General features: G+C 57.0%; 21 protein-coding genes. 13 read left to right on the forward strand and 8 right to left on the reverse strand.

All coding sequences use genetic code 11. The annotated features are described in order from the left end of the window. The first annotated feature begins 20 nt into the window (after nt 1–20). On the forward strand, nt 21–890 hold the full coding sequence (locus IPP88_10395) for a neutral zinc metallopeptidase (protein ID MBL0123101.1): 870 nt from the start codon (nt 21–23) through the stop codon (nt 888–890). A 163-nt stretch (nt 891–1053) separates the two neighbouring features. Here the strand turns inward: IPP88_10395 and rplS are convergent, their stop codons facing one another. From rplS to rpsP, 4 genes are all read right to left on the reverse strand, one after another. After that, nucleotides 1054–1443, reverse strand: a complete 390-nt coding sequence (gene rplS, locus IPP88_10400) for a 50S ribosomal protein L19 (protein MBL0123102.1) — start codon at nt 1441–1443, stop codon at nt 1054–1056. 91 nt (nt 1444–1534) lie between these two features. Next, nucleotides 1535–2275: a tRNA (guanosine(37)-N1)-methyltransferase TrmD gene (trmD, locus tag IPP88_10405; GenBank protein ID MBL0123103.1), complete on the reverse strand. Its 741-nt coding sequence runs from the start codon at nt 2273–2275 to the stop codon at nt 1535–1537. Nucleotides 2276–2399: 124 nt separating this feature from the next. Next, a complete protein-coding gene (gene rimM / locus IPP88_10410) occupies nt 2400–2897 on the reverse strand; it encodes a ribosome maturation factor RimM (GenBank protein MBL0123104.1) in 498 nt (165 codons plus the stop codon). Between the two features lie 28 nt (nt 2898–2925). Then, a complete protein-coding gene (rpsP, locus tag IPP88_10415) occupies nt 2926–3177 on the reverse strand; it encodes a 30S ribosomal protein S16 (GenBank protein MBL0123105.1) in 252 nt (83 codons plus the stop codon). 340 nt (nt 3178–3517) lie between these two features. On the opposite strand from rpsP, the gene IPP88_10420 reads away from it, so the two are divergent. Together IPP88_10420 and IPP88_10425 are read left to right on the forward strand one after the other, a co-directional pair. Further along, nucleotides 3518–5236 (forward strand): histidine kinase, encoded by a 1719-nt coding sequence (locus IPP88_10420; GenBank protein MBL0123106.1) that lies wholly within the window; start codon nt 3518–3520, stop codon nt 5234–5236. Continuing rightward, the gene (locus IPP88_10425; GenBank protein MBL0123107.1) at nt 5237–5974 is read left to right on the forward strand and encodes a response regulator transcription factor; all 738 of its coding nucleotides are present in this window, start codon (nt 5237–5239) and stop codon (nt 5972–5974) included. 127 nt (nt 5975–6101) lie between these two features. Here the strand turns inward: IPP88_10425 and IPP88_10430 are convergent, their stop codons facing one another. From IPP88_10430 to ffh, 3 genes are all read right to left on the reverse strand, one after another. Beyond that, nucleotides 6102–6578, reverse strand: coding sequence for a GNAT family N-acetyltransferase (locus IPP88_10430; GenBank protein ID MBL0123108.1), 477 nt, complete (start codon nt 6576–6578; stop codon nt 6102–6104). Next, nucleotides 6571–7638, reverse strand: coding sequence for an amidase (locus IPP88_10435; protein ID MBL0123109.1), 1068 nt, complete (start codon nt 7636–7638; stop codon nt 6571–6573). The genes IPP88_10430 and IPP88_10435 overlap by 8 nt, the downstream gene beginning before the upstream one ends. Nucleotides 7639–7730: 92 nt before the next feature. Further along, nucleotides 7731–9110, reverse strand: a complete 1380-nt coding sequence (gene ffh, locus IPP88_10440) for a signal recognition particle protein (protein MBL0123110.1) — start codon at nt 9108–9110, stop codon at nt 7731–7733. 115 nt (nt 9111–9225) lie between these two features. Here ffh and ccsA point away from each other — a divergent pair, with 115 nt between their 5' ends. Both ccsA and IPP88_10450 read left to right on the forward strand, forming a co-directional pair. Continuing rightward, nucleotides 9226–10068: a cytochrome c biogenesis protein CcsA gene (gene ccsA, locus IPP88_10445; protein ID MBL0123111.1), complete on the forward strand. Its 843-nt coding sequence runs from the start codon at nt 9226–9228 to the stop codon at nt 10066–10068. Between the two features lie 259 nt (nt 10069–10327). Beyond that, nucleotides 10328–11533, forward strand: coding sequence for a DUF21 domain-containing protein (locus IPP88_10450; GenBank protein ID MBL0123112.1), 1206 nt, complete (start codon nt 10328–10330; stop codon nt 11531–11533). A 54-nt stretch (nt 11534–11587) separates the two neighbouring features. On the opposite strand, the gene IPP88_10455 is transcribed toward IPP88_10450, so the two are convergent. After that, nucleotides 11588–13003, reverse strand: coding sequence for a hypothetical protein (locus tag IPP88_10455; GenBank protein ID MBL0123113.1), 1416 nt, complete (start codon nt 13001–13003; stop codon nt 11588–11590). A 293-nt stretch (nt 13004–13296) separates the two neighbouring features. On the opposite strand from IPP88_10455, the gene IPP88_10460 reads away from it, so the two are divergent. The 8 genes from IPP88_10460 to iscX all read left to right on the forward strand — a co-directional run bounded on the left by IPP88_10460 (nt 13297) and on the right by iscX (nt 18850). After that, nucleotides 13297–13794 (forward strand): Fe-S cluster assembly transcription factor, encoded by a 498-nt coding sequence (locus IPP88_10460; GenBank protein MBL0123114.1) that lies wholly within the window; start codon nt 13297–13299, stop codon nt 13792–13794. Between the two features lie 18 nt (nt 13795–13812). Further along, entirely contained in the window at nt 13813–15021 is a 1209-nt protein-coding gene (locus IPP88_10465; GenBank protein MBL0123115.1) for an IscS subfamily cysteine desulfurase, read from the forward strand. 49 nt (nt 15022–15070) lie between these two features. After that, nucleotides 15071–15478: a Fe-S cluster assembly scaffold IscU gene (iscU, locus tag IPP88_10470; protein ID MBL0123116.1), complete on the forward strand. Its 408-nt coding sequence runs from the start codon at nt 15071–15073 to the stop codon at nt 15476–15478. Between the two features lie 2 nt (nt 15479–15480). Next, complete coding sequence (iscA, locus tag IPP88_10475) at nt 15481–15804, forward strand: iron-sulfur cluster assembly protein IscA (GenBank protein MBL0123117.1); 324 nt, start codon at nt 15481–15483, stop codon at nt 15802–15804. Nucleotides 15805–15888: 84 nt separating this feature from the next. Beyond that, nucleotides 15889–16422 (forward strand): Fe-S protein assembly co-chaperone HscB, encoded by a 534-nt coding sequence (hscB, locus tag IPP88_10480; GenBank protein MBL0123118.1) that lies wholly within the window; start codon nt 15889–15891, stop codon nt 16420–16422. 27 nt (nt 16423–16449) lie between these two features. Then, entirely contained in the window at nt 16450–18321 is a 1872-nt protein-coding gene (gene hscA, locus IPP88_10485) for a Fe-S protein assembly chaperone HscA (GenBank protein MBL0123119.1), read from the forward strand. Continuing rightward, on the forward strand, nt 18318–18656 hold the full coding sequence (gene fdx, locus IPP88_10490; GenBank protein ID MBL0123120.1) for an ISC system 2Fe-2S type ferredoxin: 339 nt from the start codon (nt 18318–18320) through the stop codon (nt 18654–18656). Before hscA ends, fdx begins: the two co-directional genes overlap by 4 nt. After that, entirely contained in the window at nt 18656–18850 is a 195-nt protein-coding gene (iscX, locus tag IPP88_10495; GenBank protein ID MBL0123121.1) for a Fe-S cluster assembly protein IscX, read from the forward strand. Before fdx ends, iscX begins: the two co-directional genes overlap by 1 nt. The last annotated feature ends 4 nt before the right edge of the window (nt 18851–18854 follow it).

The following is an 18854-nucleotide window of genomic DNA, read 5'->3' on the forward strand; positions in this document are numbered from 1 at the left end:
AATTAAACAAGGAGTCTGGTATGCGTCTGGATGATGAAAGCGAAAGCAGTAATGTCGAGGACCGCCGCGGCGGCGGCATGGGACGCGCGGGTGGCGTTGGTATCGGCACGGTGGTGATCGCGCTGGTCGCAAGTTATTTTCTCGGCATCGATCCCCGGACATTGCTGGGTGTTGCCGAGACGGTGCAGAACGTGCAGCATTCTTCGCCCGCGCAGGGCCGGCCCATCGATCCTGCGACCGATCCGGATGCCGCGCTGAAATCCGAAATGGGCAAGATCCTGCACAAGACCGAAACGTCGTGGGGAGACTTGTTCCAGAAGATGGGCGGGCAATATCAGAAACCAGTCCTGGTGCTTTATCGAGGCCAGACGCCAACCGCTTGCGGCGCGGGGCAGGCGGCCATGGGACCGTTTTATTGTCCGGGTGATCGAAAGGTCTATCTCGACATGGTGTTTTTTCGCGAAATGGAACAACGCTTCCGTGCCGGTGGCGACTTTGCGCGCGCGTATGTGATTGCCCACGAAATCGGCCATCACGTGCAAAATCTGATGGGCATCATGGAGAAGACCGACGCGTTGCGCGGACGCATGAGCAAAGCCGAAAACAACAAAATATCGGTGCGCGTGGAGCTGCAGGCCGATTGTTTTGCGGGCGTGTGGGCGCAACACGCGAACAAGGCCAAACCGTTTCTCGATCCGCAAGACGTCGATGAGGCGCTACGCGCGGCCAACGCCATCGGCGATGACATGCTGCAAAAACAATCGCAGGGCGTGGTGGTGCCGGATTCATTTACGCATGGCAGCTCGGCGCAGCGCATGCGCTGGTTCAAGACCGGTTTTGAGACCGGCAGCATGAAGGCTTGTGATACGTTTGCGGCGCGGGATATTTGAGTTTGTAGATCCCGAAATCAGCGAAGTGAATTCCGGTAGCGCTGAACGATGGGAAAGAGCCCCCGCATTGCGCTTCGCTTCATGCGGGCTACTTGGCCCTGTCAGTAGTTGAAAAAAAACGGCACGCCGAGGCGTGCCGTTTTTGTTGCGGGGTAGAAAAAACTTATGCGCTCTTTTCGCCCTTGGTCTGCGTGGACACATAGTCCAGCTTTTCCTTGATGCGTGCCGACTTGCCCGAACGATCGCGCAGGTAATAGAGCTTGGCGCGGCGTACGTCGCCTTTGCGCTTCACTTCGATCGACGCAATCGTCGGTGCGTAGGTTTGGAACGTACGCTCCACACCTTCACCCGAGGAGATCTTGCGGACGATGAACGATGAATTGAGGCCGCGATTGCGCTTGGCAATCACCACGCCTTCGTAGGCCTGGACGCGCTTGCGTTCGCCTTCGATCACGTTCACGTTCACGATCACGGTGTCACCGGGGGAGAATTCCGGGATCGTCTTGGCCAGACGGGCCATTTCTTCATTTTCCAGCGTTTGAATCAGGTTCATGTTGTTTCCTTTCGCGTTAGCGGCTGAAGACTTTGCTTCACGCCTGTCGCACAGAGCAACCGATCTTCCGGTTGATGTGCGCGTTTTGTTGTCACACCTTTTTTACTGCTGTTTGTTCCTGCCTGATCTCGTCAAGCAGTTTCAAATCCTGTTTGCTCCAATTCCGCCCCTCCAGCAAGTCGGGACGCCTTTCCTGCGAACGCTTCAGCGCCTGCTTGCGCCGCCACGCTTCAATCTTTGCATGGTCGCCGCTCATCAATACCGGCGGTACTGCTTTTCCGCTCCACATTTCCGGTCGCGTAAAGTGCGGATGATCCAGCAATCCGTCGCGAGCCGGCGAGAATGAATCCTCCACTGCTGATTGTCCATCCCCCAGCACGCCGGGCAACAACCTTACCATCGAATCGATCAGCACCATCGTGGCCAGTTCCCCGCCGGACAGCACGTAATCGCCAATCGACACTTCAAGATCCACGCGCGCATCGATCAGGCGTTCGTCGATCCCTTCATACCGGCCGCACAGGAAAATCAGGCCGTCTTCCTTTGCCAGTTCGCGGATACCTGCATCCGTGATCGGCTTGGCTTGCGGCGTGACGTAAACCACCTTCGGTTTGGCCACGCCTTGCGCCGTTTGCCCCTGCATGGCCGCATCAATTGCCGCATTCAGCGGTTCCGCCATCATCACCATCCCCGGTCCGCCGCCGTACGGGCGGTCATCGATGGTCTTGTAGGCATTTACCGCAAATTCACGCGGGTTCCAACACTTGAGTTCCCACGCTTTTTCATCCAATCCGCGACGCGTAACGCCGAAATCGGCAATCGCATCGAACATCTCGGGAAACAGGGTGATGACGCTGTATTGCCTGGTCACGCAATTTCCCCACTCCGTTCGCCCTGAGCCTGTCGAAGGGCCACCAGTTCAATTTACCGTGCTTCGACAGGCTCAGCACGAACGGTTATATGTATTCTCCGCTCCAGTTGACCGCTATCACCTTCGCTTCACGGTCAACCTTCACAATCACTTCATCGATGAAGGGAATCAATGTTTCTTCGCTTCCCAACTTCACCACCAGCACATCATTTGCGCCGGTTTCCATCAGTGTTTCAACTTTGCCGAGCGTTACGCCGGTGGCATTCACTACCGTGCAGCCGATCAGGTCAAACCAGAAAACTTCGCCTTCATCGGTCCCTTCCAACGCTTCGCGCGGAATACCGATCTCGTGTTTCACCAGTTTCTCCGCCGCCGTGCGGTCATCGCAACCCTTGAGCTTGGCGAAGACGCCTTTGGTGTTCACCGCAAAATCTTCCAGCTCATACTCTTCCCAAGTCGCATTGGCCTTCGCGGGCGTTTTCAGCAGCCACGACGCGTAGGCGTCGAGACTGTCGGGCGTCTGTGTGAAGCTCTGGAGCTTTAGCCAACCTTTGATGCCGAATGGCGCGCCGACGCGCGCCATGACTACGATATCTTCGGCAGCAGCAGGATTACTTGACGGCTTTTTTGCCACGTCTGACCAGCTTCATCACGGCGTCCGAGGCTTGTGCGCCTTTGGTCTGCCAGTAGGTCAGGCGATCCATCGCGATGCGGAATGGCTCTTCGGATTCAGCGGCCAACGGGTTATAGAAACCGATGCGCTCGATAAAGCGGCCATCGCGTGCGTCGCGTGAATCGGCAACGACGACGTTATAAAAAGGACGATTCTTCGCGCCACCGCGCGCCATGCGAATAACTACCATGTAATTCTCCTGTGATGGCAAAGTGCCAATAGACAATCCGTTGCGAACGGATAACGGCCGGTTGCGAACCGGTAACGCCCTCATTCCTGTAGCAAATGCGGGAAAGCCTTGAATTATAAGCGGAAAGACAAATTCCGCGCAAGTCTGATTTCAGGCGGGGTTCTGGTTTGAATTTGCAGGTGAAGACCACTTCTTGCCATTGCCGCAACTGGCTAATACCGCCATTCACCGGTTTGATGCCTGTTTGCGCCGAGCCGGTCGCATCGAGGTTGGCACGGCGCAATGGGCAAGGGTACAGTTCGCGCCATGCCAAATCCTTCCACTCGCTGGAGTTAGCGTCGTGACAAATCTCTCTATCCCGTTGAAAAAACACACCCCGCCAGGCCGGGGCCGTCGTTTCTTGGGCATTCGCATTCGTCATTGGCGGATAGCACTGATTACCGCTGGTGCCTTCGCCCTTTTGTCACCTTTAGGCAATTTGGCGAACGGCACGCCACAACTCTTCGATTACGCAAACATACTGTACAGGGTTGCGCTATCGGCATTGTTTGGCGCCGTCATTGCCGCCATGTTCGTGTACTTCGAAAAAAAAGCATGCCAACGCCTGGGCATGGACGCCGATACCGCCTACGGCGAGGAAATATTCCGGAGTGTGCAATCGCGTACAGTCTCTGTAGCCGGCAATCGCGACGAAGTCCTGCAACGCGCCTGCGACGCGCTTGTCGAGTATGGTGCGTTGATCGACAAGTGCGACCATGCAGCAGGACGCGTTGACGCGGTCACGATGCAGAATTGGCAAAGCTACGGCGAACGATTAATGATCTCGGCGACCGGAAATGATCCGTGCGAAGTGACCATACGATCAGCGCCGCGTGGATTGAACGAATCCTCGCGACTTGCTAAGTATCTTTTCAACTACGGCCGTAGCTGGGAGCATGTGCGCTCGCTCGCGACGCGCGTCACCACGGGCTTGTTTCCCGTGACCGTGTCTCACAGTGCCGTGCGACTCGAGAATTCGCTTGAGGTTGGCAGTGCGTTTCCAGCCCGCATGTCAACAGGCTCTTGGCAACGGCTGCTGGCAACGACGGCGATCTATTCGATATTGCTGGTGGCGCGGGCGATGCCGGCCAAGGAAGCGCTGGCCACAGGCGCTTTCGCGCTGGGAATGGGCATTGAGCTTGTCGCGTTCTTGATATTTCGTCCGCAATCGCACTGCAGACTCCGCCCGGAATCGCAAGAAACTGCCCAGACCTTTCTCAATTACTTCCTTCCGGCACTTATATTGCCCGTCATCATGATGGATCCGTCGCTCCATTGGAGCGATAGCAGGAATATTCCCGCCATCATGACTTTTGGCTTTCTTTCATTCACCCTGTTCGTCCGATTGCGTGAACAGAACCGAGGTCGCGCGCAACGCGCCCTGCTACAGAATAGAAGCGAAAGAGCCGAACTGGAACGTCAGCTCGCCGAAGCAAAACTGGTGGTACTGTCCGCGCAGATCGAGCCGCACTTTCTGTTTAACACCCTGGCGAGCATCCAATACTTGATCCGCAATGACGCCGGCAAGGCGACGGAAATGACCAGCGACCTGATCCGCTATTTGCGCCTGGCGTTGCCGCGCATGAAGCAATCGACCGCACGTCTCGCCGACGAACTCGAACTCGTGCGCGCCTATCTGGGCATCATGCAGATTCGCATGGGCGCCCGCCTGCGATTCGGCATCGATTCGCCGGATGTGTTGGGTGAGGCGCAAATTCCGACCATGACCTTGATCACGTTGGTCGAAAATGCCATCAAACACGGATTGGAACAGAAGCCCGATGGGGGAATGATTAGCGTGACCGTGCGCAAAGACAGCGAGAACCCGCGCAAGCTGCGGCTGGAAGTCGCCGACACCGGGGGTGGTTTCTCCACCGCCGCGTCCGGCACCGGCATCGGCCTTGCCAATATCCGCGAACGTTTGAACACCTTGTACGGTGAGCGCGCCAGCCTCGACCTCGAAGCGAATCAGTCGAGCGGCGTGAAAGCGATTCTGACAATACCGATGGAGAGAAAGTAGATGCCGAACTGCATTGTCGTTGAGGATGAAAGGTTCCTTAGAGAACAACTGAAGGAAACACTCGCCCAAACCTGGCCCGAACTTGTCGTTGCGGGCGAGGCCGAAGATGGCATTGCGGGTGCGCGCATGATCGATGACCTCAAGCCCGATATTGCATTTCTCGATATTCGTATGCCGGGTATGTCGGGCATCGACGTAGCGCGCCATACGGCGGGACGGTGTCACGTCGTTTTTATCACGGCCTACGACGAATACGCGATACGCGCCTTCGAGCAAGGCGCCGTGGACTATGTCTTGAAGCCGGTCGAGCCCACACGATTCCTCACCACGGTGACGCGCCTCAAATCGCGCCTGAGTGCGGCGCCGGCCGACTTGCGCAGCCTCCTTTTGCTGCTCACGTCAAAACCCGAAGGCAAGCTGCGATGGATACAAGCATCCGTCGGCAACACCATCAAATTCATTACCGTGGAAGAAGTGTTCTACTTTCAGTCGGACACCAAGTACACGCGGGTGATGACCGCGCAAGGCGAGTCCTTGATCAGAAAGCCGCTCAAGGAATTGCTTGATGAACTCGACGGTGAGGCGTTCTGGCAAATCCATCGTGGCACCATCATCAACGTGTCGCGCGTCGCGGAAATTCAGCGTGATGGCGAGGGCGGCATGACATTGCGATTGAAGGGCTGCGACGACAAACTGGCGGTCAGTCAGACGTGGCAGCATCGCTTTCGGCAGAATTGATTTTGGCCAGCGATTGTGAAAAACACTAGCACTGGTGCGGGTTTCCAGCAATAAATGCTCCAAACGCCGCGCCACATGGCGATCTACGTGCCGTTATGCGGTGAAAACACCCTCTGCATCGAGAGCCTCAAGTGAGGCGCGTGGCAAATATCGTCAGCGTCTCGGGAGGCTGCGGGACTTGGTCAAAACCCAGCCAGCCGGCGCGCTCAAACGTGCCGCAGGCTGAATACGTCGCGGCGTACAGTTTGGCGACGCCGAGCGACGCGGCATGTTTTCCCGCGGCGCGTATCAGTTCGCCGGCAATGCCTTGACCGCGATGCGACGGGAGTACATACAGCCCGCGCAACCACGGGCCCGCGTGCGGGTACGGTGCGAACTCGTCCGCGCGAACCGAACATACGCCCACGGGTTCGGCGGCGGCGTCAAACGCGACCATGGCAAACGGCAGGCGGTCGCGTTGTGCCAAGGTGGAAAAATCGGCTTCGAGTTCGGCGAGTGGCATGTCGGCGAACCATTCGCTCCATTCGTCCTTGTGCCAACTCGCCAGCGTGGGAATGGTCTGAGGCGCGTCGGCGAGGAGGCGTACGTTGACGGCCTCAGTCATGCGCGCCATGCCGCAAGATGTCGATCGTGCGCTGTGCGGTCGCCAACAGCTTTTGATCCTGCTGGCGCGCGCCGATCAATTGCAGTCCCAAAGGCATGCGGTTTTGGTTTCGATAAACGGGCAAATTGATGGCCGGTTGCTCGAGCAGCGTATTTGCGCGGCTGAAAATGGGATCGCCGGTTGATTCGAGTCCCTTCGGCGCAGCGCCGGGGGCGGCAGGCATCAGCCAGGCGTCGCAACCGCCCAGCAAGGCGTCGGCCTGTTTGCGCAACACATCGGCGCGCGCCATGGCGGCCATGTAAACATTGTGGTCGATGGCGAGGCCTTCCTCGATCATGGCGACCAACTGCTCACTGAGCAACTCGCGGAAGGAGTTGTATTCCAGCGCGTAAAAACGTGCCATCTCTGACAACTGGATCATTCGCTGATCTGTTGGCGCCTCGTCAAAAATCGCCGGTAGCCGAAGCTCCTTCACGCGCGCATCGCCGGCCGAGAGTGCGTCAGCTGCTTTGGCGATGGCCTCGACCATGTCCGCGTCGGCGCGGTCGAGAAAATTGGTAATGATCGTGATTCGTAACGGCGCATCGCCCGGGGCGTCGGCGGAGTAAGCCCGCGCACCGGTCATCGCGGCATACCATTTCATTGCATCATCGACCGTTCGCGAAAAGACGCCAACCGTGTCGAGCGTGTCGGACTGCATCTTGACGCCAGCGCGCGGAACCCGTCCGAACGTCGGCTTGAAGCCAATGACACCGCAGTACGCGGCCGGCCGAATCACGGAGCCGGCGGTTTGGGTACCCATCGCAATCGGAACCATACCCGCTGCGACCGCGGCGGCGGAGCCCGAAGACGAACCGCCCGGCGTGTGTTCGAGGTTCTCCGGGTTACGGGTCTTCGCTGGCTGAAACGTGGCCAGTTCCGTGGTGGCCGTCTTGCCGATAACGATGGCACCCGCGGCCTTTGCCAGCGCCACGCAGGCGGCATCCATTTTTGCGATGTTCCGCGCATAAATTGGTGAGCCACAACGGGTGGGCCGCGGAATCGATGTGCTCCCACGCACCGATACTTTCTTCCTGCAACTCTATCTGCGCGAGGCAATCCTGAATCTGAAATTCGCAGTTACCGATCATGATTCAATTCGCGGTGACGACGCTAACGCATTCCCGGCATCATGCCCTTCATGCCTTTCATCATCTTCGCCAGTCCGCCACCTTTCATCATCTTCATCATTTTTTGCATCTGCTCGAACTGCGTGATGATTCGGTTGACTTCCTGTACGGTCACGCCCGCCCCGGCCGCGATGCGTCGTTTGCGCGAGGCTTTGATCAGGTCGGGTTTGCGGCGCTCCAGTGGCGTCATCGAATTGATAACTCCTTCGGTGCGGCGCATCTGCTTTTCCTGAAGATCCGGCGCGGTTTGCGCGGCCTGCGAAAGCTGTGCCGGTAACTTATCCATCAATGCGGACATGCCGCCCATCTTGCGCATTTGCTGGAGCTGGCTCTTGAAGTCGTCAAAATCAAAACCCTTGCCCGACTTGAACTTGTCCGCCAGTTTCTTCGCTTCGCCGATGTCGACATTCTTTTGCACATCCTCGATCAGCGACAGCACGTCGCCCATGCCGAGAATGCGCGACGCCATGCGTTCGGCGTGGAAGACTTCCAGACCGTCCATTTTCTCCGACACGCCGGCGAATTTGATCGGCTTGCCGGTAATCTGGCGCACCGACAGCGCGGCGCCGCCGCGCGAATCACCATCCAGTTTGGTGAGTATCACGCCGGTCAGCGGCAGCGCCTCGTTGAACGCCTTGGCGACGTTCACCGCATCCTGCCCCTGCATGGCGTCAACCGTGAACAGCGTCTCGATTGGCTCCACGGCGGCGTGCACCGCCTTGATTTCGGCCATCATCGCTTCATCGATGGCGAGGCGGCCGGCGGAATCGATGATCAGCACATCGTGAAAATGGATTTTCGCCCATTGCTTCGCCGCAATGGCGATATCCACCGGCTTTTGCGAGATATCGCTAGCAAAAAAATCCACGCCGACTTGCGCGGCCAGTGTTTTCAATTGTTCGATCGCGGCGGGACGATAAACGTCGACGCTGACAACGAGTACTTTCTTCTTGTGGCGTTCCTTGAGGAATTTGGCGAGCTTGCCGGCGCTCGTGGTCTTGCCGGCGCCTTGCAGGCCGGCCATCAGGATGATCGCGGGCGGCGTGGTGTTGAGATTGAGCGGCAGCCAGTTGAGCGCGGTCGGCCCCTGTGGCGCGTCGCCGCCCATGAGCGCAATCAATTCGCGGTGCACGACACCCACAAACGCCTGGCCGGGCGTGAGACTTTGCATGACTTCCGCACCCAGCGCCTTTTCCTTGATGCGCGCGATGAATTCCTTGACCACCGGCAGCCCGACATCCGCCTCGAGCAAGGCCATCCGAACTTCGCGCAAGGCGTCGGCAATGTTGTCTTCGGTGAATCGCGATTGGCCGCGCAGCGTTTTTACAATGCCGGCGAGGCGATTGGTCAGGTTATCGAGCATGTGTTTTCCAGGGAGAAGCAGGGCGTTGAAGTGTCATCAACCGGGGCGGCGCGACTGACCGCAGGGAGAAAATGGGATGGTGTAAACTCGACCTATCGATCGCCAATGCCAAGCCGTGTCGCGTATGCCAAGTTTTGATCTTCATTTTATCACTGCCGCACTCTATGTCCTGACCGCTTTGGCGGCGTGGTTGCCTACTGTCTCGCCTGCAAACGCGGGCGGCGGCACGCCTTCGGGAGGCAAGGTGGCGATGATGCGAGCCGCCTTTGTGGCGGCGCTGGTCAGTCACGGCGCGGCATTGGGATACTCCCTGTTTGGCGGTGACGGGCTCAATATCGGTTTCTCGCACGCCATTTCGCTGATCATCTGGCTGGTGATGGGGGCGTATTTCCTGATCGGATTTGACAACAAGTTGATGCGATTGGCTGCGCTTTATCTGGCGCCGATCGCGGCCGCATCCGCACTTTTGCCCGCGATTCTCCCCGCCGAGCGGATTGTTCATTACGCGGGATTCGCTTTCAAGCTACATTTTGTCGTGGCGATATTGGCCTATGCGCTGTTTACAGTCGCTGCGTTGCACGCATTACTCATGCTATTCCTTGAAAAGCGCCTGCACGCAGGGGCGATGCCGACAGAAATGCAGGGCATGCCGCCATTGCTGAGAATAGAAAAACTGTTGTTCCAGTTGTTGGGCGTGGCGTTTGTGCTCTTGACCGCCACCTTGATCAGCGGCGTGTTTTTTACCGAAAGCTTGTACGGCAAAGCGTTTCAGCTCACGCACAAGTCTGTATTCGGGATGTTTTCGTGGCTGATTTTCGGCGGCCTCCTGTTCGGCCGCTGGCAGTTTGGTTGGCGCGGCAAGAAAGCCGTGCGCTGGACCTTGATTGGGTTTGCGCTGTTGATGCTTGCATGGCTGGGCAGCAAGTTCGTGCTTGAAATCATTCTGCGGCGGGTATGACGTTTTTCTTTTGCCGTATGCCAAAGTCAAGCACTGGCGCGCCTCTCATGGCAAAAACGGCCTGGAACACCCGCCAGTTCTTGTGGTTCAGTGGGAAACTCGGTCGGCACGCCAAACGTCCGCGAAACGGCTGCCCCATGCAAGGGGCAACGCGAACTGCAAGTTTTGCTGACATCGCCCGGGCATGACCGACGACATTCCCATTCTCTGGCTATTCGGCGCGCTCGGCGCGCTGCTGCTGTTTTCGTGATTCTTCTCGATGTCAGAGACCTGCATGATGTCCCTGAATCGATATCGATTGCGGCATCTGATCAAGCAAGGCTCCCGCGGTGCACGCTATGCCGGCGCGCTGCTCGAAAAGACCGAGGAAATGTTGTCCTTCATTCTTGCGGGAAATACCGTGCTGAATGCGGCGACCACCATTCTTGTCGCGGAAATTTGCCGCCGCCTGTTCGGCGAAGGCGAATATGTACTGGCCATCGCCACCACGGCAGCGTCGATTTCGATTCTGATCTTCGCGGAAATCCTTCCAAAGGTGCTGGGTGCGCGCTTTTCCGAGAAAATCGCTCTTGTCGCGAGCTATGTGCTTTATGCGCTGGTCAATTTCATCCTGATCCGTGCAGTGATGTGGATCATCAATTCAATCGTCAAGTTGATTTTGGCCTTGTTTCGCATCCAGCCCGCCGCTGAAGGCGTTCATCAGTTGTCGATGGAGGAGATGCGCACATTGGTGCTCGAAGGTGGCCAGTTCATTCCGAAAAAACACCACAACATCATGGTGAATCTTTTCGACCTTGAGAACATGACCATTGATGACACCATGACGCCGCGTGCGCTGATCGAGGGTGTGGATATCAACGACAAGATTGAGCATATCCGTAACAGTCTCGCCACCGCCCACCATACGCGTGTCGTGGCGTATGACGGCGACCTGTCGAATGTGATCGGCATTGTCCATGTCCGCAAAGTGTTGAATGCGTCGCGCAATCAGCCGCTCGAAAAGGACTCGTTGCGGGAAATCATGCGGGAGCCGTATTTCATTCCTGAAGGTACGCCACTCTTGCAGCAGCTGACGCAGTTTCAGGAAAATCAGCGGCGCATGGCGCTGGTCGTTGACGAATACGGTGAGATACAGGGATTGGTGACATTGCAGGACATCCTCGAGGAAATTGTCGGCGAGTTCACCAGCCAGTCGCCAATGAACACCGGCTTGTACCGAAAACAGGACGATGGCAGTGTCATCGCCGAGGGCTCTTGTCCGTTGAGGGTGCTCAATCGCAAGCTTGGATTCAACTTTCCCCTTGACGGCCCCAAGACCATCAACGGGCTATTGCTTGAGCAACTCGAAGATATTCCGGAGCCGGGGGTTGCGCTGAAAATTGGTGAGTACCCGATCGAAATTCTTCAGGTGCAGGACACGATGGTGAAAGTGGTTCGACTGGTTCCGCCCAAGGCGGTGGTGTAGTTGCGCAGGCGCGTAGTTGCGTACTTACAGTAGCTGGCGCGACCATCGACCGGGCTACAATTTTGTGGCCGTTACCATCGCCTTGATCAGGATTTCCCACTCCGGCACGGGAATTCGCGCCACCGGTTCCGAGTGGCCCTTGCCATCGGGCTGATAAACGATGATTTCGGCTTCCTGAATGCTGGTCATGATGCGCTCTTCGGGACGCGTACTGCCGTGAGTATGTGAAACCAGCAAATTGTTCATCCCCCTGGCGGGTAACTCGGTCAGCCGCTTGAATCGGGCGGCGTTGACGTCGAAACCCATTCGCTGGCCGATCTGGTGATTGATATCCTCTGTTATTTCGACCGCACCCAACCCCAACAAATGCCCAGTCTCGCGCGCGCGGCAGAATTGCGCGGTCAGAACTTGATCGACCGGAATTTGCAGATCCTTGATTGCGGCGCCGACTTTGCGCGCCTGCTCTCGCCCGACGTCGGAAATGTTTCGCTGAATCGCACAGTTTTCCCACCAAAAAGGTGTCTGTTGCAGATTGCCATCCTGTCCGATGGTCGATTGAGCATGTCGCATATAGAGATTGAAGCCGCCACGGCGCAGGGCCTGTACGAGCATTGCGCCCTTCAGCTCCTTTTCCGGCGCAATCAGGATTTGGCTTGGTTGTGCAGGGACAGCCGGGGCTACCTGCGGACTTCCCGCGAGGATTTGCGCGAGCGGTGCGTTGATCTGATCCTGTACCGTCTGTCTGCCAAGCCACTGCCATTGCCCGGGAGACAAACTGGTCAGGTAATGAAAGCGGCCATTTCCCTCGGCTTTGAATATTGCAACATGGCCTTCAGGCAGATGACTCAGCGCAGGATGCACGATATTTGGCGGCATTGCATGGCCAACCAGAAGACGATTCGCATTGGAATGCGTGACATCGGACAGCAAAAGCTGAATGCCGCCAGCATATCTTGCCAGCGTTTGCGCTTGCATGTCCGGTAGGAAGCTGATGTCGTTCAAGGCTGGCGAGCGCTTCGCCACGACGAGACCGACATGAATCGAAGTATCCACGGCCCTGCAATATTCGCTTGTGTAGATTTCATATACCTTTATCCGTTGACGTACCAAGGCGTCGGCAATGGCGCGCGCACGCGGTAGCGCCTCAGGTGCAAGGCGTTGGGTGTTTGCGCAGTCCTGCCACCAGGCGCCCGACTTCCGTTTGTCAGCGGTCGAGGTCTCGACCAAACCGTGACGCATGTACAACACGTAACCGCCCTTCCGCAGTTCTCGTACCAGGCCATCAAAAAGGGCATAGGGCTCATCGTTGACGAACAGGTTGGCGGTACTGGGCGATTGAACGGTTGCGGTGGCTGTTGCTGTCCCGATGTTAGCGCCCACTTGCTGGGATTGACTTTCCAGCATGGCAGAGAGCGAACATAGTCCAAACGCACAGCGGCACAGGAGTCGTCTGGTCGGGGATATATTCACGGGAGAATTTTTTCGAGTCCGCAACGCAATTGGCTTGCGCAAGATTCTAGCGGAATTGCCGAATTGCATCTCGGCTGAGGTGGCGGCTCTCGTATCGGTGCGTAGCGCCAAAGAATATTTTGTCATTGCGCCCAAACCACTGTTCGTATCAAGTCTTTTACTATACTTGAGTTGTTTTGTCAGGTATAGTGCAAGTCAGCAATGAAATCGCTACTCTGCGTCGATGAGTTGAGCCGTCGCGAATCGATTCTTGAGTTGAATTTTTTGTATTAACACGGCAACAGGGGCAATCAATGAGACTGACCACCAAAGGACGATTCGCGGTAACCGCCATGCTGGATTTGGCGCTGCACGCCGGCAATGGACCGGTGTCGTTGGCCAACATCAGCGAGCGCCAGAAAATATCGCTCTCCTATCTGGAGCAACTGTTCGGAAAATTGCGGCGCGGAAGTCTCGTGAAAAGCGTCCGCGGCCCAGGCGGCGGCTATAATTTGGCGCGCGCCACGGCAGAACTGAGCGTCGCTGATATCATTATTGCAGTCGAAGAACCGATCGATTCCCGCCAGTGCGAAGGCAGGGAGAATTGCGCGGGCGAAAAACGTTGCATGACGCATGACTTGTGGGAAAGCCTCAACGAAACTGTGATTACCTATCTCGCCGGCGTGACGCTTGCGGACCTGGTCGAAAAGCAGCGCGACCAGCCATCAACAGGCGCGACCCGCGTGGTGACCCTGCCCGGTGGCCACGCCAAGAGCCACAGCCACGTTGCTGCTGCCGCCACCATTGTCTAGAACTTCAAAAGAACGATCATGAAACAGCCCATCTATCTCGATTATTCTGCCACCACGCCGGTAGATCCACGTGTGGCGTCGAAAATGATTCCCTACCTGACGGAGCAATTCGGCAACCCGGCCTCGCGCAGTCACAGCTATGGCTGGACCGCCGAGGAAGCGGTCGAAAGCGCCCGCGAAGAAGTCGCCAAACTGGTTAATTGTGATGCGAAGGAAATTGTCTGGACCTCCGGCGCCACGGAGTCGATCAATCTGGCGCTGAAAGGGGCTGCGCACTTTTACAGCACCAAGGGCAAGCACATCATCACGGTAAAAACCGAGCACAAGGCCACGCTGGATACGGTTCGCGAACTCGAGCGGCAGGGCTTTGAGGCCACCTACCTCGATGTGAAGGACAACGGCCTCATCGACATGGAAGTATTCAAGGCTGCACTGCGTCCGGATACTATTCTCGTGTCGATCATGTTTGTGAACAATGAAATCGGTGTGATCCAGCCAATTGCCGAAATCGGTGAAATTTGCCGCGCGAAAGGCATTGTTTTTCACGTCGATGCCGCACAGGCCACCGGCAAGGTGCTTGTTGACCTGCAGGCACTCAAAGTGGACTTGATGAGTTTTTCCGCGCACAAGACCTATGGCCCGAAAGGCATTGGTGCGCTATTCGTGCGCCGGAAGCCGCGGATTCGCCTTGAAGCACAAATGCACGGTGGCGGCCATGAGCGCGGATTTCGTTCCGGCACGCTCGCGACCCATCAGATCGTCGGCATGGGCGAAGCGTTTCGTCTGGCGCGCCAGGAAATGCAGGCGGAGAATGAGCGTATCCGCATGTTGCGCGACCGGTTGCTGGAAGGCGTGAAGGATATGGAGGAGGTTTACATCAATGGCGATCTCGACCATCGGGTGCCGCATAACCTCAACGTGAGCTTCAATTTCGTCGAGGGCGAATCGTTGATCATGGGCATCAAGGAACTCGCGGTGTCGTCGGGTTCGGCATGCACTTCCGCGTCACTCGAGCCGTCGTACGTGCTGCGTGCACTCGGTCGCAATGACGAACTCGCGCACAGTTCCATTCGCTTTACCATCGGCCGCTTCACGACCGAAGCCGATATCGATTTCGCGATCAAATTGCTGAAAGAACGTATCCAGAAACTGCGCGATATGTCGCCACTGTGGGAAATGTACAAGGACGGCGTTGACCTCAATTCCGTTCAATGGGCCGCGCATTAAGAATGACGTAGAGATGCATGCGTCCCAACGTTTAACCAGGAGTTGAATCATGGCTTACTCAGAAAAAGTTATCGATCATTATGAAAACCCGCGAAATGTCGGTTCATTTGGCAAGGATGAAGCGGGTGTAGCAACCGGCATGGTCGGCGCGCCCGCGTGCGGCGACGTCATGAAGTTGCAAATCAAGGTCGGCCCCGATGGAATCATCCAGGATGCCAAATTCAAGACTTACGGTTGCGGCTCGGCGATCGCGTCATCTTCGCTTGTTACCGAGTGGGTGAAGGGCAAATCGATCGATGAAGCCGGTACCATCAAGAACACGCAGATCGCCGAAGAGCTGGCGCTGCCGCCGGTAAAGATTCACTGCTCGATCCTGGCCGAAGACGCCATCAAGGCGGCCATTGCGGACTACAAGGCCAAGCATGGCGAAACAGCGATGAAGGAGGCGGCGGAATAATCATGGCTATCACGCTTACAGATCGCGCGGCGGAGCACGTACAGAACTATCTGGCCAAACGCGGCAAGGGTGTCGGCGTGCGTTTCGGCGTGCGCACGACGGGTTGCTCGGGAATGGCCTACAAGCTGGAGTTCGTGGACGCGGCGAGTGAAGAGGATCAGGCCTTCGAGAGCCATGGCGTCAAGGTATTCGTCGATCCCAAGAGTCTCGCCTATATTGACGGAACCGAGCTCGATTTTGTCCGGGAAGGCTTGAACGAAGGCTTCAAATTCAACAACCCCCGGGAAAAAGACAAATGCGGTTGCGGAGAGAGCTTCAACGTTTGATGCTTGCCTGAACACTTCCCTCTCAACTAAGAATTGAAGAGGGCCAAAAAAAGGGGGCGACATCGCAGTCGCCCTTTTTCGCGAATGAGCCCGGATTTCACCCAAAATCACTTCGAATTGTTTGCCCTGCCGGTGTCTTATGACCTCGACACGCAAGCGCTGGACCAAGCCTACCGTGATCTGCTGCGGGAGGTGCATCCCGATCGCTTTGCGGGCACAAGCGATGCAGAAAAACGGCTCGCTGCCCAGTGGGCGACGCGCGCCAACGAAGGCTACCAGACACTTAAATCGCCGCTGAAGCGCGGACGTTACTTTCTTCGTATCAATGGCATCGACACGGAAGAAGAATCCAATACGGCCATGCCGGTGGATTTTCTGCTGCAACAAATGGAATGGCGTGAAGCAGTGGTGGACGCCAAATCCGCCCGCGATGAAGCGCGGCTGGATGCCTTGGCCGTACAACGGCTGAATGAGGAAAGAACAATGTTCGAACAGCTGCGCCAGCAACTCTCTGCCGGTGCCACACTCTGCGATGCGCGTCTAACCGTGCGCAAGTTGCGTTTCCTCGAAAAACTCGGCGAAGAAATCGACGACGCGCTCGAAGCGTTTGGTACCTGAGCGTATTCGCCATAAACTGGACACAATATGGCCCTTCTGCAAATCGCTGAACCCGGCGAAACCACCGCACCGCACCAGCACCGGCTTGCGGTCGGTATCGACTTGGGGACAACCAATTCGCTGGTGGCCACCGTAAAAAGCGGCGCGGCGGAGGTGCTTCTGGACCATGAAGGCGACCCGCTATTGCCGTCGGCTGTGCGCTACGATACCGATGGCAATGTCGTGGTCGGTCGTTTGGCCCGGGCCGCGCAGGCGGAGGACCCGGAAAATACCATCGTCTCGGTCAAGCGCTTCATGGGGCGCGGCATAGCTGACGTCGCCAAATATGGCACGCTGCCTTATCGTTTTATCGATGCGCCCGGCATGGTGAAAATTGAAACCGTCGCCGGCATCAAGTCTCCGGTTGATGTGTCGGCAGAAATACTCAAGGTGCTGCGAAAACAGGCCGAGGAATCCCTGGGTGGCGAATTGGTCGGGGCGGTGATTACGGTGCCCGCCTATTTTGACGATTCGCAACGACAGGCGACCAAGGATGCTGCGGGTCTGGCGGGAATCAACGTGCTGCGATTGCTGAATGAACCCACGGCAGCGGCGGTCGCGTACGGCCTTGACAACGCCAGTGAGGGCACTTTCGCGGTGTTTGATCTTGGTGGTGGCACATTTGATATCTCGATTCTGCGGCTCGCCAAGGGAATTTTTGAAGTGCTGGCTACCAATGGCGATTCGGCGCTGGGCGGCGATGATTTTGACCAAGCCATCGGCGCGCATTGGCGCAATGCATACGGGATTGCGGCCGCCGATCACCGCGACATGCGTCGCTTACTGATGAAGGCACGTGAAGTTAAAGAACGCCTCACGACCGAGGAGATGGTGGAAACCCTGCTGCCGCTGTCATACGGACAAGAATTCCATCTCAAGCTTTCCCGGCAGGAATTCCACGCCATGAGCGCGTCGCTGGTACAGCGCACACTTCAACCGGTCAGAAAGGCGCTGCGCGACGCGAAACTATCCGTCGCGGATATCGATGGCGTGGTAATGGTTGGCGGTGCAACGCGGATGCCGCATGTGCAACAGGCGATTGCGGACTTTTTTGGCAGGTCGCCGCTCAACAATCTCGACCCCGACAAGGTCGTCGCACTGGGCGCGGCCATTCAGGCGAATGTGCTCGCCGGTAATCGTAGCGCGGACGACCTCCTGTTGCTCGATGTCATTCCATTGTCGCTGGGCCTGGAAACGATGGGTGGGCTGACAGAAAAAGTGATTCCGCGCAATTCGACGATACCCGTTGCGCGTGCGCAGGAATTCACCACGTTCAAGGATGGTCAGTCCGCGATGGCGATTCATGTTGTTCAGGGCGAACGAGAATTGGTGAAGGATTGCCGGTCGCTGGCGCGCTTTGAGTTGCGTGGCATTCCGCCGATGGTGGCCGGTGCCGCACGCATACAGGTAATGTTTCAGGTGGATGCGGATGGCTTGTTGTCTGTGTCGGCCCGCGAGACGGTCAGCGGTGTCGAGACGCGCGTTGAAGTGAAACCCTCTTACGGATTGAGTGACGCGGAGATTGCCGAGATGCTGAAGGCAAGTTTCCACTATGCCGACGAAGACGCCAAGGCTCGCGCGCTATCCGAACAACGCGTCGAAGCCGCGCGCATGATCGAGGCATTGCGTGTGGCGTTGGAGAAAGATGGTGATACGTTGCTGGCGCGTGATGAACGTGCGGGAATTGAAAAGGCAATGATGACGCTAACGCAGGTTGCAGCGGGCGAAGATCATCGTGCGATCAAGAACAGCATCGCGGCGCTATCAGTCGCCACGGAAGATTTTGCGGAACGGCGCATGGATCGAAGCGTGGCCGATGCGCTCCGCGGCAGGAAGTTAGAGGATGTGAATATTTCATGACCCGAATTCAGGTGTTACCCCACGAAAGTTTGTGCCCGGCCGGCGTCGAATTTGAGGCGGCGGATGGCGAATCGCTGTGCGATGCCTTGCTGCGAAACGGCATAGAAATCGAACATGCCTGCGAAAAATCCTGCGCCTGTACCACTTGTCACGTTATCGTGCGCGAGGGGCTGGATTCGCTCGATGAAGCCGAAGAGAAAGAAGAGGATATGCTCGACATGGCCTGGGGGCTGACGTCGCAGTCACGCTTGTCGTGCCAGGCCAAGGTGCGCAGCGAGAAGCTGGTGATCGAGATTCCCAAATACACCATCAATCACGCGCGGGAGGAACATTGATGAAATGGACTGACAGCCTGGAAATTGCCATTCAGCTCGCAGATGCCCATCCCGACATCGATCCCAAATCGATTCGCTTCACCGATTTGCGTGAATGGGTGATGTCGCTGCCGGAATTCGATGATGCGCCAAATCACTCCGGCGAGAAAATCCTCGAAGCGATACAAATGGCATGGATTGACGAGGTTTCGTAGTGGC

Source organism: Betaproteobacteria bacterium (genome assembly GCA_016720925.1).
In the GTDB taxonomy this organism is placed as follows: Bacteria; Pseudomonadota; Gammaproteobacteria; order Burkholderiales; family Usitatibacteraceae; genus UKL13-2.

Bases quoted from the DNA above. Each gene is read 5' to 3' on its own strand.
- IPP88_10395 (MBL0123101.1), top strand. From the start codon at position 21: ATGCGTCTGGATGATGAAAGCGAAAGCAGTAATGTCGAGGACCGCCGC.
- rplS (MBL0123102.1), bottom strand. From the start codon at position 1,443: ATGAACCTGATTCAAACGCTGGAAAATGAAGAAATGGCCCGTCTGGCC.
- trmD (MBL0123103.1), bottom strand. From the start codon at position 2,275: ATGTTCGATGCGATTGCCGATTTCGGCGTTACGCGTCGCGGATTGGAT.
- rimM (MBL0123104.1), bottom strand. From the start codon at position 2,897: ATGGCGCGCGTCGGCGCGCCATTCGGCATCAAAGGTTGGCTAAAGCTC.
- rpsP (MBL0123105.1), bottom strand. From the start codon at position 3,177: ATGGTAGTTATTCGCATGGCGCGCGGTGGCGCGAAGAATCGTCCTTTT.
- IPP88_10425 (MBL0123107.1), top strand. From the start codon at position 5,237: ATGCCGAACTGCATTGTCGTTGAGGATGAAAGGTTCCTTAGAGAACAA.
- IPP88_10430 (MBL0123108.1), bottom strand. From the start codon at position 6,578: ATGACTGAGGCCGTCAACGTACGCCTCCTCGCCGACGCGCCTCAGACC.
- ffh (MBL0123110.1), bottom strand. From the start codon at position 9,110: ATGCTCGATAACCTGACCAATCGCCTCGCCGGCATTGTAAAAACGCTG.
- IPP88_10450 (MBL0123112.1), top strand. From the start codon at position 10,328: ATGTCAGAGACCTGCATGATGTCCCTGAATCGATATCGATTGCGGCAT.
- IPP88_10460 (MBL0123114.1), top strand. From the start codon at position 13,297: ATGAGACTGACCACCAAAGGACGATTCGCGGTAACCGCCATGCTGGAT.
- IPP88_10465 (MBL0123115.1), top strand. From the start codon at position 13,813: ATGAAACAGCCCATCTATCTCGATTATTCTGCCACCACGCCGGTAGAT.
- iscU (MBL0123116.1), top strand. From the start codon at position 15,071: ATGGCTTACTCAGAAAAAGTTATCGATCATTATGAAAACCCGCGAAAT.
- iscA (MBL0123117.1), top strand. From the start codon at position 15,481: ATGGCTATCACGCTTACAGATCGCGCGGCGGAGCACGTACAGAACTAT.
- hscB (MBL0123118.1), top strand. From the start codon at position 15,889: ATGAGCCCGGATTTCACCCAAAATCACTTCGAATTGTTTGCCCTGCCG.
- hscA (MBL0123119.1), top strand. From the start codon at position 16,450: ATGGCCCTTCTGCAAATCGCTGAACCCGGCGAAACCACCGCACCGCAC.
- fdx (MBL0123120.1), top strand. From the start codon at position 18,318: ATGACCCGAATTCAGGTGTTACCCCACGAAAGTTTGTGCCCGGCCGGC.
- iscX (MBL0123121.1), top strand. From the start codon at position 18,656: ATGAAATGGACTGACAGCCTGGAAATTGCCATTCAGCTCGCAGATGCC.